Consider the following 15,999-nt stretch of genomic DNA (forward strand, 5'->3'; position numbering starts at 1 on the left):
ATTACATATGAAAAACAGGTGATATACAGATGTCTTTACAGTTTGAACGGGTCGATGTATTGATCGTTGGGGCTGGCTTGGCCGCCGTGACGGTGGCACTCCATTTGCCTCATTCATTGAACGTCCTTGTCGTCTCCAAGCACGAAGTGACAAGCGCGAACTCAGATCTGGCCCAAGGCGGGATCGCGAGCTCGTATTTGGAGCCATCGAGTGTCGACCATGAGCGGGATACGCTCGTCGCCTCGAAACTCGCAGCCGTGCCAGACCGGGTCTATACACTCGTCGAAGAAGGACGGAGCGCGATCCGCGACTTGGAGCGCTTCGGTGTCGTCTTCGACCGGGAGGGTGCTGAGTACGCCGTCGGACGCGAAGGGGCGCATGGCATGAATCGAATCTTTCACGTCGGCGGGGACGAGACCGGACGGCACGTCATGGCGACGCTTCGGCGTCAATTGCCAGATAACGTGACCGTCATGGAACACGTATTGATCGATTCGTTGGTGAAGACCGACGGCCGCGTGACCGGGGCGACCGGATTCAACGGAAAGACACGTCTTCACGTCCAGGCCGGAGCCGTCGTCTTGGCGACCGGGGGAATCGGTGGACTCATCGATTGGACGTCGAATTGTCGCTCGGTCACGGGGGACGGGCTCGTCTTGGCGGATGAGATCGGAGCGAGACTCAAGAACTTGTCTCGTATCCAATTCCACCCGACGTTACTCGCGGTCGATTCGCCCCACCTCGTCACGGAAGCGTTAAGAGGAGCAGGCGCGACGCTCGTCGATGCGTCAGGACGTCACGTGATGGCTCACCATCCACTCGGAAGCCTCGCCCCTAGGGACGAGGTCGCTCGGTCACTCACGCGTCATGACGGCACCGTCTACTTGGATACGAGTCGCGTCGAGCGAATTGATGAACGGTTCCCAAAACTCGTCGAGACGTGCCGGATGTATGGGCTCGACGCGACGCGAATCCCAGTGCGGGCCGGGCTACATTTTCATATGGGCGGTGTGGACGTCGACGTAGACGGGCGGACGACCGTCGCTGGGTTATATGCGGTTGGTGAGGTCGCCGATTCGGGCGTCCACGGGAAAAATCGACTGGCGTCAAATTCGTTACTCGAATGCTGGGTGTTCGGGAAGCGGGTGGCGGCAGCGGTGATGGTGGAGGAGAAGCCGTTCACGGTGAACGAGACGACCGTGTATGAGGTTTCGGATGATCTGTTCAGCCGCTATCGGCAACAGATTGGGGAATGGTTGACAATCTCGCCTCAGATTGGCGAAATCGTAAGTTTCTTAGAAAATACCCAACAACTGGCACAGACGAAACACGTGTCAAGACAATTAAGTGAACAGACGTTGAGTCTGAAAGCGGCACGCCTGTTGGCCAGTGCCGTTATAAGAACGGAGGATTCAGATGAACAAAATCGCCTTGCGCGAACAGCTGACAGCATTTTTACATGAGGACATCGGGTTTGGGGACGCCTCGAGTGCCTTGATTGACCACCGCGAGACGTCGCTCGCCACGGTCAGTGCCAAGGCAGACGGCGTCTTCTGCGGCATGGACGTCGTCCTCGAGCTGGCGCAGTTGCAACGTCTCGTCGTCGAATCGTGCCAACCGGACGGCACGAACGTCACGGCAGGTGACACGCTCTTTATTTTGCGAGGCAAGACGCGGACGCTCCTTGAGACGGAACGGGTGCTGTTGAACCTCGTCCAGCACTTGAGCGGGATCGCGACGATGACGCGGCGCTGCGTCGAACGGCTCGACGACCCGACGATCGCCGTCACGGACACCCGCAAGACGACGCCCGGGCTTCGTATGCTTGAGAAACATGCCGTCCGTTCGGGTGGTGGGAAGAACCATCGGCTCCGTCTCGACGATGCCATCATGATCAAAGACAACCACATCACGGCCCTTGGCGGGATCACGAACGCGGTCGCACGAGCTCGGATGCTTGCCGGCCACACGACGCCGATTGAAGTCGAGGTCGAGACGCTCGAACAACTGCATGAGGCGATCGCGGCGAACGCCGACATCATCATGTTCGACAACCGGGCACCAGAAGAACTGAAGGCGTGGCGTGCGCTCGTACCACCACATATTAAAACGGAGGCGTCAGGAGGTATCACTGTCGAGACGATCGCAACGTATCGCGGTACGGGTGTCGACGTCATCTCGATCGGGCAGTTGACGCATTCGGTGACGGCGCTCGATTGCAGTCTAAATCTTGTAGGAGGAATCAAATATGCAATTACTCGGAACGATGCCAGCGCAGTACGCTGAGTTGACGATTGAACAGATGGAACAACGGATTGAAGCCATCAAAGCACGGCTCGGCAGCCGCCTGTTTTTACCGGCCCACCATTATCAAAAAGACGAGGTCGTCCAGTTCGCGGATGCGACCGGAGATTCGCTCCAGCTCGCACGGCTCGCCGAACAGATGAGCGAGGCGGAGTTCATCGTCTTCTGTGGCGTCCACTTCATGGCCGAGACGGCCGACATGCTGACGCGTGACGACCAGCTCGTCATTTTGCCGGACATGCGGGCCGGATGCTCGATGGCGGACATGGCCGATATCGATCAGACGGAGGTCGCTTGGGAAGAGCTGACCGATACGTTCGGTGATGATATCATTCCGATCACGTACGTCAATTCGACGGCGGCGATCAAGGCGTTCGTCGGCAAGAACGGGGGCGCGACGGTCACATCTTCCAATGCCCATGACATCGTCCGTTGGGCACTCGAGGCGGGCGAGCGGATTCTGTTCTTACCGGACCAGCATCTCGGACGGAACACGGCATATGACTTGGGCGTGCCGCTCGAGGCGATGGCCGTCTGGGACCCACTCCGGGAACGACTCGTCTATGAGGGTGACATCGAGGACGTGCGGGTCATTCTGTGGAAAGGGCACTGCTCGGTCCATGAGAAGTTCAACGTCGCCCAAATTGAGGCGTTACGGAAGAACGACCCGGAACGACGCATCATCGTCCATCCCGAGTGCACGTTCGACGTCGTGCAGGCGGCGGACGAGGCCGGGTCGACGTCATATATCATCGAGCAAATCGAAGCGAGCGCGCCGGGGACGAAGTGGGCCGTCGGCACCGAGATGAACTTGGTCAACCGTCTCGCGGCGACGCACCCCGAGCTCGATATCATCTCGCTCAATCCGTACATGTGTCCGTGCTTGACGATGAACCGCATCGATTTGCCGCATCTGCTCTGGGCGCTCGAGTCGCTCGAGACCGATCCGGTCAACGTCATCCGTGTCGATCTAGAGACGACGAAGTGGGCGACACTCGCCCTCGAGCGGATGCTCGCGCACTGAGGACAGGCAATCGCCTGTCCTTTTTTCGTGGCGGTGGTTATGGTACAATGAATGCAGTTTTCCCATGAAGAGGAGATATGACCGTGATTGAATTCGTAAAAGGCTCCGTCGCCTATGTGTGCGCGGAATATATAACGTTGGATGTTTCGGGCGTCGGCTACAAAGTACATGTGCCTAACCCGTTTTTTTATCGTGAACAAGACGAACATGTAATCGTGTTTACGCATCATTATGTGCGTGAAGATCAACAGACACTGTACGGTTTCCGCTCACGTCGGGAACGCGAACTGTTCAATAAACTGCTCGGCGTCAACGGCATCGGACCGAAAGGCGCACTCGCCATCGTCGCCTCAGGCGATATGGACGCGCTCATCGACGCGATCGAGACCGAGAACGAGAAGTATTTGACGAAGTTCCCGGGTGTCGGCAAGAAGACGGCGAAGCAGATGGCGCTCGATTTGAAAGGCAAGCTGTCCGAGCTCGCCCCGGATTACGTACCGAACACCGGACTGTTCGCTCAAGGGGCCTCCGAACTCGACGAGGCGTGCGAAGCGCTCGTCGCACTCGGGTATTCAGAGCGTGAGATCACCCGTGTCCGCAAGGAACTGAATTCAGAAATATTGACGACAGACGCTTACATAAAGCGCGCCCTGCAATTGCTATTGAAATAAGGAGGAGACCATGGACGAACGATTGTTGTCACAATCCCATCAACAATATGAAGACTCTGAAGAGTGGAGCTTGCGTCCGCAAAAGTTCGAGCAGTATATCGGACAGGAGAAGGCGAAAGGCAACTTGTCGATCTTTATCCAAGCCGCGAAGCTCCGCAGCGAGACACTCGACCACGTCCTCCTTTACGGTCCTCCGGGACTCGGAAAGACGACGCTTGCCCAAATCATCGCCAACGAGATGGGCGTCGGCATCAAGACGACGGCCGGCCCAGCCATCGAACGCCCAGGTGACCTCGCCGCAATCCTGTCGACGCTCGAACCGGGCGACGTCCTGTTCATCGACGAGATTCATCGCTTGAGCCGCACGATTGAAGAGATTCTCTATCCGGCGATGGAAGACTACTGTCTCGACATCGTCTACGGACAAGGCGAGATGGCGCGAAGCGTCCGCATCGATTTACCGCCGTTCACGCTCGTCGGCGCGACGACGCGGGCCGGCATGTTGTCGGCGCCGCTCCGTGACCGCTTCGGTGTGACGTTGAAGCTCGAATACTACGAGCCGCATGAGCTCGCCGCCATCGTCAGTCGGACGGCCCAACTGTTCCGCCTGTCGATCTCACCAGAGGCGAGCGGTGCCATCGCGAAACGTGCACGCGGTACGCCGCGGATCGCCAACCGGCTGTTGCGCCGAGTTCGTGATTTTGCCCAAGTGGCGGGAACGAAAGAAATCGATCCGGTGCTCGCCTCAGACGCGCTCGACCGGTTGCATGTCGACGCCCTCGGGCTCGACGAAGTCGACCATCGGCTGTTACGGGCGATGGTCGAACGGTTCGGCGGTGGACCGGTCGGACTCGAGACGCTCGCCGCGACGATTGGGGAGGATGCCCAAACGATCGAGGACGTGTATGAGCCGTACTTGTTGCAACAAGGTTTTCTGCAACGGACGCCGCGCGGCCGGATGATCACCCAGTACGCAAAGACGCATTTTGGCTATGAAGAGGAGTAACGATATGCAAGACATTCAATTGAACGTAAACGACTATGATTTTGACTTACCGGAAGAACTGATCGCCCAAGTACCGCTTCTTGACCGGACGAGCTCACGACTGCTCGTCCTCGACCGCGACACGGGCGATATCGAGCACCGTCATTTCCGTGACGTGCTCGACTACTTGCAGGCAGGCGACGCTCTCGTCGTCAACGACTCGCGCGTGCTCCCGGCCCGATTGTTCGGGGCGAAGCAGGAGACGGGCGGGAAAGTCGAGCTTCTTCTTTTGAAGCAGACGGAAGATGATGTCTGGGAAGCGCTCGTCAAACCGGCGAAAAAAGTCCGAGTCGGCGCCATCGTCGAGTTCGGCAACGGGTTGCTCCGGGCCGAATGTGTCGAAGAGCTGCCGGAAGGGGGACGCCGCTTCAAGTTCGATTACGACGGCATCTTCTATGAGATTTTAGATGAGCTCGGCACGATGCCGCTCCCGCCCTACATCCGTGAACAGCTCGACGACCAAGACCGTTATCAGACGGTGTATGCCCGTGAACGCGGGAGTGCGGCCGCACCGACGGCAGGCCTCCACTTCACGGAAGAACTGCTCGCAGCGGCAGAGGCGAAAGGCGTCAAGCTGATCCCGCTCACGCTCCACGTCGGTCTCGGTACGTTCCGCCCCGTCACGGCCGATACGATCGAAGAGCACACGATGCACAGTGAGTATTTCGAACTGTCGGCCGCTTCGGCTGAAGCGCTCCGCGATGTCCGTGCAAGCGGCGGCCGCGTCTTCGCCGTCGGGACGACGTCGACCCGGACGCTCGAGACGATCGTGCGCGACCATGGGGATTTCGTCGAGTCATCGGGCTGGACGGACATCTTTATCTACCCAGGCGTCGAGTTGAAGGCGATTGATGGACTGATCACGAACTTCCATCTGCCGAAGTCGACACTCGTCATGCTCGTCTCGGCGTTCGCGTCGCGCGACATCATTTTGAACGCGTACCGCACGGCGGTACAAGAACGTTACCGCTTCTTCAGCTTTGGGGACGCGATGCTCATCACGAGGAAGGAAGAGAACAAATGACCAAACACGCAGTCACATACGAACATATCCACACATGTAAACAGACGGGAGCGCGGCACGGAATCGTCCATACGCCGCACGGCTCGTTCGAGACACCTGTCTTCATGCCGGTCGGCACGCAGGCGACCGTCAAGACGATGGCCCCGGAACAAGTCAAGGCGATGGGAGCGAACATCATCCTCTCGAACACGTACCACCTTTGGATTCGTCCAGGACATGAGGTCGTCAAACAAGCCGGCGGCCTTCATAAGTTCATGAACTGGGACGGCGCGATTTTGACGGACTCGGGCGGCTTCCAAGTCTTCTCGCTCGCCGACCTTCGCAACATCCAAGAAGAAGGCGTCCATTTCCGCAACCACTTGAACGGCGACAAGTTGTTCTTGTCACCGGAGAAGGCGATGGAGATTCAAAACGCGCTCGGTTCGGATATCATGATGGCGTTCGACGAATGCCCGCCATTCCCGGCGACGCATGAATACATGAAGAAATCGGTCGAGCGGACGAGCCGTTGGGCAGAGCGTTGCCTCGCGGCACACGAACGTCCGGAAGACCAGGCGTTGTTCGGTATCATCCAAGGCGGCGAGTACGAAGATCTCCGTCGTCAAAGTGCGGCCGACCTCGTCTCGCTTGATTTCCCAGGTTATGCCGTCGGTGGATTATCGGTCGGTGAACCGAAAGACGTCATGTACCGCGCACTCGAGTTCACGACACCGTTCATGCCGGAGAACAAGCCGCGCTATTTGATGGGCGTCGGTTCACCGGATGCGTTGATCGAAGGCTCGATTCGCGGCATCGACATGTTCGACTGCGTCTTGCCGACCCGGATCGCCCGCAACGGGACGCTTATGACATCGAAAGGCCGCGTCACGATCAAACATGCGAAACATAAGACGGATTTCGGACCAATCGACGAGAAGTGCGATTGCTACACGTGTAAGAACTATTCGCGCGCGTACGTGCACCACTTGATTCGCGCCGACGAGATGTTCGGGCTTCACCTCTGTTCGACACACAACCTTCACTTCCTCGTGAACTTGATGAGTCAAGTACGTCAAGCCATCCGCGAAGACCGTCTCTTGGACTTCAAGGAAGAGTTTTTCGAAGAATATGGGTATAACAAACCAAACGCTAAGAATTTCTAAATTGTTCTGACAGCGATTATGTGACAACGTTTCAGTTTCACGGTATAATGAACCTGATATTGAAGGAAAGGGTGAATTTTACGCATGGAAACTCTCGTAGCACTATTACCGATGATCCTTATTTTCGTCGTGTTCTACTTCTTGTTGATCCGTCCGCAGACGAAACGTCAGAAAGAAGTACAATCGATGCAAAACGCGCTTGAGCGTGGGGATCACGTCGTAACAATCGGCGGCCTTCACGGCGTCGTCCACCAAATCGAAGATACACAAGTCACATTGAAATGTGACCAGTCACTCCTCAAGTTCAATCGCAGTGCGATTGCTGAAGTGACGAAAAAAGGCAACTCATCATTCGCCGAGTAACCAAACAACGCCTGACCATCACTGGTCAGGCGTATTTTTTTTGTCATACTTTGAAAAATGATTTATTTTTGACAAACTTCGTCAATCCGACGAATCATCCACCTGTTTTCCAAAAATCAAATTGAATCGTGAAAACGTTTGCATTATCGTCAAGTTGAGAAGAATTGGAAAGAAGGAGAAGAAGACATGGATGTGAAACGATTGCTACGCCCACTCAAAAAATGGAAGGTACGACGTCGCCCTAACCGCGTGAAAGGACGCTCGTCGATGCGCCGTAAGATGGCGATGGCGCTCGTGCCGACACTGATCGCTTTATTGATCGTCGGTGCGCTCGGCTCGTATCAATTACAGAACGCGACGTCAGAGTATGACCGCGTCTTGAACGAGCGGCTCCAAGATATGCTCGTCGCCGAAGATTTGGCGTTGACCGTGACCGATGCCGAGCGTTATTTGAACTACTACCTGCTCGTCTCGAACCCGAAAACGTTGATTAGCCTTGAGGCTTCCCAAACGAAACGGGACGAATTGATGAATACGCTCCAACAGTCGACAGAAGATCCGAAAGTGCTCGCCTGGCTTGATGATCTCGAGAAGTTCAATCAACATCTCGACACGGAGATGGCGCGCGTCATCGACCTCCGTCAACAACAAGACGAGATCGGATACAAGACGGTGCTCAATACGAGTGTGACACCGACGACGGATCGTGTCCGAATGACGGTGACCGACCTCGTCACGTATCAAGGCGAAGCGCTCGCCGCTGAGTCGGAAGCGGTCCAGGCGAGTGCCGGGCAATCGATCATCTGGATGATCGTCATCAGCATCATCGGCGTCGCTGTCGGTCTACTTTCACTAGTAGCCCTCCAAAAGCTGTTCTTGAAGCCGATCAATCGACTCGTCAGCGAAGCGCGCGTCGTTGCCGAGGGAGACTTGACCGGAGACGATATCGAGGTCGGTTCAAACGATGAGCTCGGTGACCTCGTCACGGCGTTCAACGATATGAAACGGAACCTCGTCGGCCTGATTCGCCAAGTCGGTGCAGCCTCGGATAAAGTGACGGCCTATTCGGAAGAGCTGTACGCCAGTACGGACCATGTCGCCACGACGACGCAAGGTGTAGCCGGTCTATTCGAACAGATGAACCTTGCCGCCCAAGTGTCGGCGAAACGGGCCGAAGAAGGGACGTCCGGCGTCAATCAAGCCGTCGTCGGCTTGAACCAAATCGCCGCTGCCTCGCAAGGCGTGAACGAGCAGACGATTCATACACTCGAAGCGGCGAGTGGGGGACTGGAGACAATTCAGTTGGCCGAGCAGCAGATGCGGGAGATTCAACAAGCGAACGACTTGACGCAACAGATGGTCGAGCGCTTATCGAATCAATCGCTCGAGATCGAGAAAATCACGCGTTCGATCACCGCCATCACGGAACAGACGAACCTGCTAGCCCTAAACGCCGCGATTGAAGCGGCCCGGGCCGGTGAACACGGGAAAGGGTTTGCCGTCGTCGCGGCCGAGGTCCGAAAACTCGCCGAAGAGTCGAAACAGTCGGCCAAACAGATTCAAGCGGTCGTCGCCGACATTCAGCGCGACACGTCGGAAGTAGAAGCGGCGTTCGACGTCACAAGCCAGCATGTGACGAGCGGCGTCACCCAAATGGGAGAAGTCGCCGGTGCGTTCCGTGAGATCGTCTCTGTCATTCAAGAGACGTCTCGTCAAATGAGTGAGATCGCGGCGGCGACGGAAGAAGTGAGCGCGAACACGACCGAGGTAGCGGTCTCGGTCGAGGATATGTCGACGAATGCCGTGTCGACGCAACGAAGCGTGGAAGAAGCAGGCGCGAACGTCGAAGAACAGCTCGCCGCCATTCAAGAAATCAACGGCATCGCCGAGACGATGAGCCATATGTCCGTCGAGTTGAAAGATCTTGTTCATTTATTCAAGGCATGAAAACAGCGTCTCCTCGACAATCGGGGAGACGCTGTTTCGGTTACATTAACAAAATCAGACTGGCTGCCATGACCATCATACCGGCGACCATGCCGTACACCGCATGGTGGGCCCGTCCGTATTCACGGGCAGCTGGGAGTAACTCGTCGAGCGAGATGAACACCATGATGCCGCCGACGCCTGCGAACAAGAGGCCGAACACCGTGTCACTCAAGAATGGCATCAAAAGAAGGAAACCGACGACCGCTCCGAGCGGTTCGGCAAGTCCGGACAAGAAGGACAGTTTCAGCGCCTTCTTCCGAGAACCGGTCGCATAATAGATTGGGACCGAGACGGCGATGCCTTCCGGAATGTTGTGTAATGCGATGGCGATGGCGATGGCGAGACCGACCGCCGGGTCATCGAGGGCCGAGATAAACGTCGCTAAACCTTCCGGAAAGTTATGGATGGTGATGGCGAGCGCCATGAACAGACCCATTTTATGAAGCCGTTGTTTCGTCTCTTGGTTCAATGGGACACGTTCGGTCGCCGTCGTCGCAAGTTCCTGGGACGACGGGTCGTTTTGCATCGTCTCGACAAATTTGACTTCGTGTGGGTTTTCCGGAGACGGGATGAACTTGTCGATCAAGGCGATCAACAACATCCCGCCGAAGAAGGCGAGGACGGTATAGAGCGTCCCGGCCTGCTCTCCGTGGGCCCCGACGAGTTCATCGAGCGCTTTCGGATAAATCTCGATAAAGGATACGTAAATCATGACCCCGCCTGAGAAGCCAAGGGATACCGACAAGAATGCCGTGTTGGTCCGTTTGGCGAAGAAGGCGATCATACTTCCTATCCCCGTCGCGAGTCCAGCGAACAGCGTCAGTAAAAAGGCATAGAGTATCGTACTATCCATTAGAAAGGACTCCTTTGCATGTAGTGTGTAAGTTGATAATCACATCATAGCTCAAGTTTTGCCCTAATGCAACTTTTAGTCGCAAGTGCAAAAAAGCGTGGGAAATCAACGTGTGGGTGTTACAATTTCAGGAAAACGATTGATAAATGTTTAGAATATTTGTAATGTTAACGAGAGAAGTTTTTTTACGAGAACATGTGTTTAGAAAGGAAATAGTCGTATGTACAAAAAAGGGAATATCGCGATCTTTGCGGTCATCATGATTGCAACGATTCTACTCGCCGTCTTCACGACACCTTGGGTCGAGAAGAACACGAACCTCGGTCTCGATTTAAAAGGCGGGTTTGAAGTGCTGTATGAAGTGCAACCGCTCGAAGACGGCGATGTCATCGACCAATCGGCGATGAATGCAACCGTTCGCGCCATCAACAACCGGGTCAACGTGCTCGGTGTGTCTGAACCGGACATTCGGATTGAGGATGATAACCGGATTCGTGTCCAACTCGCGGGTGTATCGAACCAAAACGATGCCCGAGAAGTGCTGTCGTCGACGGCGCAGCTTACGTTCCGCGACATCGATGACAACGTCCTGCTCGACGGAAAAGATCTCGCGCCGCGCGGTGCCTCAATCAGCTACGATCAGCAAGGCAACCCGGTTGTTGAATTGACGCTCCAATCAGCAGAACAGTTCGGTGAAGTGACGTCTGAGATCGCTCAGCGCCCGGCACCGGAAAACCGCCTTGTCATCTGGCTCGATTATGAGGAAGGTGACTCGTACGAAGAAGAGATTCAAAAAGAGAACTCGAAAATCGTCTCGGACGCCTCGGTCAACGGACCGATTCTTTCGGATAAAGCCATCATCTCCGGTGGGGATATCGACGCCGAGAGTGGTCAACGACTCGCTGACATCTTGAACGCCGGGGCACTCCCGGTCAAACTTGAAGAGATTTACTCGACGTCGGTCTCGGCCCAATTCGGTCAAGATGCACTTGAGAAGACTGTATTCGCTTCGGTCATCGGTGTCGTCGCTATCTTCTTGTTCATGTTGTTCTTCTATCGTTTACCCGGTCTCGTCTCGATCATCACGCTCATTTTGTATATCAATTTGATTATGTTGTTCTTTAACGGCATTAACGCCGTCTTGACGCTCCCAGGGATTGCCGGTCTCGTTCTCGGTATCGGTATGGCAGTCGATGCCAACATCATCACGGCCGAACGAATTAAAGACGAACTCCGCTCAGGGAAGTCGGTCCTATCGGCGTTCCGTGCCGGTAACCGTCGCTCGCTCAGTACGATCATCGATGCCAACTTGACGACGCTCATCTCGGCAGCGGTCTTGTTCTATTTCGGAACGAGTTCCGTCAAAGGGTTCGCGCTCATGCTCATGATCTCGATCGCGATGACGTTCATCTCGAACGTCTTCATCTCGCGCTATTTGATGCACCTCCTCGTCGCAAGTCGTCTCTTCGACAAGCGCAAAGGCTGGTTTGGTGTGAAGGAGAGTGAAATCCGTGAACTTTAAGCTCACTGAATTAAACTATATTAAACCGATGCGCACGTTGTTCCTCATCTCATGTGCCGTCGTCATCATCGGACTCGGGATCTTGTTCTTCCGCGGCTTGAACCTCGGAATCGACTTCGCGTCTGGAACGCGGGTCGAAGTCCAGACCGAGTCGCAAGTGTCGCAAGACGATTTAGCGGCCGCCTTCACCGAGGCAGGCGTGGATGAAGACATTTCGTCCGTTCAATATGCAGAAGGCGGGACGCTCGCGAACGTGACGTTCGTCGGGCAGCTCACTCAAGATGAAGTCGCTTCGGTGAAGACCGTATTCACGGAGACGTTCGGGAACGACCCGAACATCAGCACCGTCTCAGCCGAAGTCGGTCGAGACATCGCCCGTAACGCGATTTACGCCGTCTCGCTCGCATCGCTCGGGATTATCTTGTATATCACGTTCCGCTTCCAATTCTCTTACGGTGTCGCCACCGTCGTCGCCATGCTCCACGATGCGTTCTTCATGCTTGTGGCGTTCTCGATTTTTGGCATCGAGGTCAACTTGTACTTCGTCGCCGCGATCTTGACGATTATCGGGTATTCGGTCAACGATACAATCGTTACGTTCGACCGGGTGCGCGAGAACATCCAAGCGTATGAGAAAGAACGGAAAATCAAGACGATGGACGAGTACCGTATGCTCGTGAACAAAGCGATTCAAGAGACTATCGTTCGCTCGATCAACACGGTCGTCACTGTATTGTTCACCGTCATCGCCTTGTACATCTTTGGTGCCGAATCGATTCGCGGCTTCTCGCTCGCGCTTCTCGTCGGTCTCATCATGGGAATGTACTCGTCGATCTTCATCGCTTCGTACCTTTGGTTGCTCATCAAAGGCATGTCGCTCAACAAAAAGAAATCAGCTGCCCCAGAGGCGTAACCACTGGTCTCCCGAGTCAATCGGGGGACCTTTTTGAATGTCAAGACGGCACTTCACTCGCTCGTTCTGATATAATCTACAATTGATTGGAGTGAGGCATTATGTATCATGCGAAGAAACGTTGGGTGTATCCGGAGACGGATACGGCCGCGGTTGAACAGTTACAGACAGAATTGAATATATCGGAGCAACTCGCGACGCTCCTCACACAACGGGGGCACCGCGACGTCGAGGCGGCCAAGGCGTTTTTATACGTCGAGGATGAATTGACGTTCCACGACCCGTTTTTATTTGAACAGATGCCAAAAGTCGTCGAACGCGTGAAACGGGCGGCCGACGAAGGCGAGATGGTGCTCATATATGGTGACTATGACGTCGATGGTGTCAGCGCCTCGGCCGTCATGTGGCACGCCTTGACCGAGATTGGCGTCATGGCGGAATGCTATATCCCGAACCGGTTCACCGAAGGATATGGGCCGAACAAAGAGGCGTTCAGCTGGGCCGCCGGTGAAGGGTTCACCCTCATCATCACGGTCGACTGCGGCATCTCGGGGATTGAAGAAGCGGCGCTCTTGAAAGAGCTCGGTGTCGATTTGATCATCACCGATCACCACGAACCGAAAGAGACGTTACCGGATGCATTCGCTATCATCCATCCTCATATCGACCCGTCGTATCCGTATGACAAACTCGCCGGGGCAGGCGTCGCCCTCAAAGTGGCGCACGCCGTGCTCGACCGGATGCCGGACGAGCTTCTCGACTTGGCCGTCCTCGGCACGATTGCCGATCTCGTCCCGCTCGATGGGGAGAACCGTTTGCTCGCCAAGCTCGGACTCAAGGCGCTCGATGATTCGAAACGCCCGGGTATTTTGGCGCTCCGTGAAGTGTGTGCGTTGACGGACGGGACATTGAACGAGGAATCGGTCGGGTTCGCGTTCGGTCCGCGCATCAACGCCGCTGGTCGTCTCGACTCGGCGATGCCGGCGCTCCAAATGTTGCTCGCCGAGAGCGAGGAAGAAGCGCTCGCACTGGCACAACAGCTCGACAAACAGAACAAAGAACGTCAAGACATCGTCAAGACGATCGCCAAAGAAGCGACGGAACTCGTCGAGGCCTCGATGACGGACGACCGCGTCCTCGTCGTCGCCAGCGAACGATGGAATCCGGGTGTCGTCGGGATCGTCGCCTCACGACTCGTCGAGGCGTACTATCGTCCGGTCATCCTGTTGTGCCACGACCCGAAAACAGGGAAGGCGAAGGGGTCGGGCCGTTCGATCGACGGTTTCGACTTGTTCAAAGAACTGTCGAAAAATGAAGACATCTTGCCGCACTTCGGCGGACACCCGGCCGCAGCCGGGATGACCTTGTTATCGGAAAACGTGGCCGAACTGCGCCGGCGTCTGAACGAACAGGCCGAATCGATTCCGGACGAGACGTTCGTCGCCCGCGTGAACGTCGACTTGAAACTTGACGTGAACGACGTGTCGCTCGACTTGATTGCAGAAATCGGCAAGCTCGCCCCGTTCGGGATGGGTAATCCATCACCGCGTGTCGTCGTGGCAGACGCTAGACTTCGCGATATCCGTCAAATCGGGCGCGACAACACCCATTTGAAGGTTCAGCTCGCCGGGGATAAGCGGGAACTTGATGGCATCGGCTTCGGTTTCGGTCACGTCGTCTCTGAAATCTCGAAGATGGCCCACGTCTCGGTCATGGGCAGTCTGCAAGTAAATGAATGGAACGGGATGCGCAAGCCGCAGCTCATGATTCAAGACATCCGTGTCGACGGGTTCCAAGTGTTCGATTATCGGGGCAAGAAAAATTCGCTCGACGAATTGAAACAGCTCCCGGGCGACACGACGTCGTTCATCTCGTTCCAAGGGCGGGACGACTTCCCGCTCCACGACCTTGATACGCCGCTCAAGCCGTTTGTCGTCTTGCTCGATTTGCCGGACGAGGAAGACGTATTGGCGGACTTGTTGACCGAGGACGTCGAACGCATCTACTGTGCGTTCGGACAAGGCGGCTCGTTCTTCGAGAAGTTGCCGACGCGTGAAGATTTCCGAACATACTACGTCCACATGGCGACGTGCGAACGGAAAAACCTGCGCGAAAACTTGATTCGTTTGTCAATCGAGCGAAAATGGTCAAAAAATACGATTCAATTTATGCATCAAGTATTCTCTGAACTCGAATTTCTTGTTACAATGGAAGACGGACTGCCTGGAGTGAATCCAGAAGCGCCGAAACGCGATTTGACCGAAGCGCCGTGTTATAAGCGCCGGGTCGGACGAGTCCAACTCGAGGAGCGTTTCATCTATGCGTCGTTGGCAGAACTGAAAGAGCGGTTACAATCATTGCGATCGAACAAGATGCAGGAGGCTTACACATAAAATGGATTTCAAACAGCATATTAAAGAAGTAGCGGATTACCCGAAAGAAGGGATCAGCTTCAAGGACATCACGTCACTCATGCAAGACGGCCCGGCTTATAAAAAAGCGGTCAACGAGCTCATCGCTTACGCACAGGAGCGCGGTGCTGAACTCATCGCCGGCCCTGAGGCACGCGGTTTCGTCGTCGGTTGCCCGGCAGCATACGCACTTGAGCTCGGGTTCGTCCCGGTCCGTAAAGAAGGCAAGTTGCCACGTGAGACGGTTCGCGTCTCTTACGGACTCGAATACGGCACAGACATTTTGACGATGCACAAAGACTCGATCAAACCGGGCCAACAAGTCGTCATCTTGGATGACTTGCTCGCAACAGGCGGAACGATCGAAGCGACAATCAAAATGATTGAACAGCTCGGCGGCGTCGTCGCTGGGATCGGATTCTTAATCGAGCTTGATGGACTTGGTGGACGTGAGCGTCTCGAAGGATACGACGTGTTCTCACTCATCCGTTACGAAGATTAATCAAAGGGAAGCGATGGCTTCCCTTTTTTAAATAGTTTTTTAAGTAAAACAACCCACAACCTTTGACAGGTCGTCAGATTTTTTCGATAATAGTAAGTAAAATTAGAACAACCACGTACGTTAACTACTACCATGCTGCGACTTGTCCGAGTCGATTGGAGCGGTAAGAAAAAGGGTGTCGAATGTTATGACCAAAAAACAAATCGTAAGTATTGAGGACCTTCTCGACGCGCTCG

12 protein-coding genes and 1 pseudogene are annotated in these 15,999 nt (G+C 55.3%); 12 read left to right on the forward strand and 1 reads right to left on the reverse strand.

Going from position 1 to position 15,999, the window contains the following annotated elements; all coding sequences use genetic code 11:
• Window positions 1-29 precede the first annotated feature (29 nt).
• The 9 genes from KNP74_RS05835 to KNP74_RS05875 all read left to right on the forward strand — a co-directional run bounded on the left by KNP74_RS05835 (window position 30) and on the right by KNP74_RS05875 (window position 9,520).
• Complete coding sequence (locus KNP74_RS05835) at window positions 30-1,463, forward strand: L-aspartate oxidase (RefSeq protein WP_214763809.1); 1,434 nt, start codon at window positions 30-32, stop codon at window positions 1,461-1,463.
• Window positions 1,417-2,286 (forward strand): carboxylating nicotinate-nucleotide diphosphorylase, encoded by an 870-nt coding sequence (gene nadC, locus KNP74_RS05840; protein ID WP_214763810.1) that lies wholly within the window; start codon window positions 1,417-1,419, stop codon window positions 2,284-2,286. The genes KNP74_RS05835 and nadC overlap by 47 nt, the downstream gene beginning before the upstream one ends.
• A complete protein-coding gene (nadA, locus tag KNP74_RS05845; protein ID WP_138859733.1) occupies window positions 2,249-3,328 on the forward strand; it encodes a quinolinate synthase NadA in 1,080 nt (359 codons plus the stop codon). Before nadC ends, nadA begins: the two co-directional genes overlap by 38 nt.
• A gap of 83 nt (window positions 3,329-3,411) precedes the next feature.
• On the forward strand, window positions 3,412-3,999 hold the full coding sequence (ruvA, locus tag KNP74_RS05850; RefSeq protein WP_034776877.1) for a Holliday junction branch migration protein RuvA: 588 nt from the start codon (window positions 3,412-3,414) through the stop codon (window positions 3,997-3,999).
• 10 nt (window positions 4,000-4,009) lie between these two features.
• Window positions 4,010-5,005, forward strand: a complete 996-nt coding sequence (gene ruvB, locus KNP74_RS05855) for a Holliday junction branch migration DNA helicase RuvB (protein WP_034776878.1) — start codon at window positions 4,010-4,012, stop codon at window positions 5,003-5,005.
• Between the two features lie 19 nt (window positions 5,006-5,024).
• Window positions 5,025-6,068, forward strand: a complete 1,044-nt coding sequence (queA, locus tag KNP74_RS05860; protein ID WP_128122996.1) for a tRNA preQ1(34) S-adenosylmethionine ribosyltransferase-isomerase QueA — start codon at window positions 5,025-5,027, stop codon at window positions 6,066-6,068.
• Entirely contained in the window at window positions 6,065-7,210 is a 1,146-nt protein-coding gene (gene tgt, locus KNP74_RS05865; RefSeq protein WP_021066897.1) for a tRNA guanosine(34) transglycosylase Tgt, read from the forward strand. The genes queA and tgt overlap by 4 nt, the downstream gene beginning before the upstream one ends.
• Before the next feature lie 84 nt (window positions 7,211-7,294).
• The gene (gene yajC / locus KNP74_RS05870; RefSeq protein WP_021066898.1) at window positions 7,295-7,573 is read left to right on the forward strand and encodes a preprotein translocase subunit YajC; all 279 of its coding nucleotides are present in this window, start codon (window positions 7,295-7,297) and stop codon (window positions 7,571-7,573) included.
• Window positions 7,574-7,759: 186 nt separating this feature from the next.
• A complete protein-coding gene (locus tag KNP74_RS05875; protein WP_214763812.1) occupies window positions 7,760-9,520 on the forward strand; it encodes a methyl-accepting chemotaxis protein in 1,761 nt (586 codons plus the stop codon).
• Between the two features lie 40 nt (window positions 9,521-9,560).
• Here KNP74_RS05875 and zupT read toward each other — a convergent pair whose 3' ends face one another.
• Window positions 9,561-10,415, reverse strand: coding sequence for a zinc transporter ZupT (zupT, locus tag KNP74_RS05880; RefSeq protein ID WP_214763813.1), 855 nt, complete (start codon window positions 10,413-10,415; stop codon window positions 9,561-9,563).
• A gap of 220 nt (window positions 10,416-10,635) precedes the next feature.
• Between zupT and secD the strand changes: the two are divergent.
• The 3 genes and pseudogenes from secD (at window position 10,636) to KNP74_RS05900 (ending at window position 15,763) form a co-directional block, all read left to right on the forward strand.
• A pseudogene (gene secD, locus KNP74_RS15090) lies at window positions 10,636-12,850 on the forward strand (protein translocase subunit SecD).
• Window positions 12,851-12,951: 101 nt separating this feature from the next.
• Window positions 12,952-15,243 carry a single-stranded-DNA-specific exonuclease RecJ gene (recJ, locus tag KNP74_RS05895; protein ID WP_214763815.1) on the forward strand — a complete coding sequence of 764 codons (2,292 nt, stop codon included), beginning with the start codon at window positions 12,952-12,954 and terminating at the stop codon, window positions 15,241-15,243.
• Window position 15,244: 1 nt separating this feature from the next.
• On the forward strand, window positions 15,245-15,763 hold the full coding sequence (locus KNP74_RS05900) for an adenine phosphoribosyltransferase (RefSeq protein WP_214763816.1): 519 nt from the start codon (window positions 15,245-15,247) through the stop codon (window positions 15,761-15,763).
• Window positions 15,764-15,999 lie beyond the last annotated feature (236 nt).

This window comes from Exiguobacterium sp. s141, assembly GCF_018618085.1.
Lineage (GTDB): Bacteria > Bacillota > Bacilli > Exiguobacteriales > Exiguobacteriaceae > Exiguobacterium > Exiguobacterium mexicanum_A.

What these genes read in the sequence shown, in the direction of transcription:
- KNP74_RS05835 (WP_214763809.1), top strand. Translation starts at nt 30, where the DNA reads ATGTCTTTACAGTTTGAACGGGTCGATGTATTGATCGTTGGGGCTGGC.
- nadC (WP_214763810.1), top strand. Translation starts at nt 1,417, where the DNA reads ATGAACAAAATCGCCTTGCGCGAACAGCTGACAGCATTTTTACATGAG.
- nadA (WP_138859733.1), top strand. Translation starts at nt 2,249, where the DNA reads ATGCAATTACTCGGAACGATGCCAGCGCAGTACGCTGAGTTGACGATT.
- ruvB (WP_034776878.1), top strand. Translation starts at nt 4,010, where the DNA reads ATGGACGAACGATTGTTGTCACAATCCCATCAACAATATGAAGACTCT.
- tgt (WP_021066897.1), top strand. Translation starts at nt 6,065, where the DNA reads ATGACCAAACACGCAGTCACATACGAACATATCCACACATGTAAACAG.
- yajC (WP_021066898.1), top strand. Translation starts at nt 7,295, where the DNA reads ATGGAAACTCTCGTAGCACTATTACCGATGATCCTTATTTTCGTCGTG.
- KNP74_RS05875 (WP_214763812.1), top strand. Translation starts at nt 7,760, where the DNA reads ATGGATGTGAAACGATTGCTACGCCCACTCAAAAAATGGAAGGTACGA.
- zupT (WP_214763813.1), bottom strand. Translation starts at nt 10,415, where the DNA reads ATGGATAGTACGATACTCTATGCCTTTTTACTGACGCTGTTCGCTGGA.
- recJ (WP_214763815.1), top strand. Translation starts at nt 12,952, where the DNA reads ATGTATCATGCGAAGAAACGTTGGGTGTATCCGGAGACGGATACGGCC.
- KNP74_RS05900 (WP_214763816.1), top strand. Translation starts at nt 15,245, where the DNA reads ATGGATTTCAAACAGCATATTAAAGAAGTAGCGGATTACCCGAAAGAA.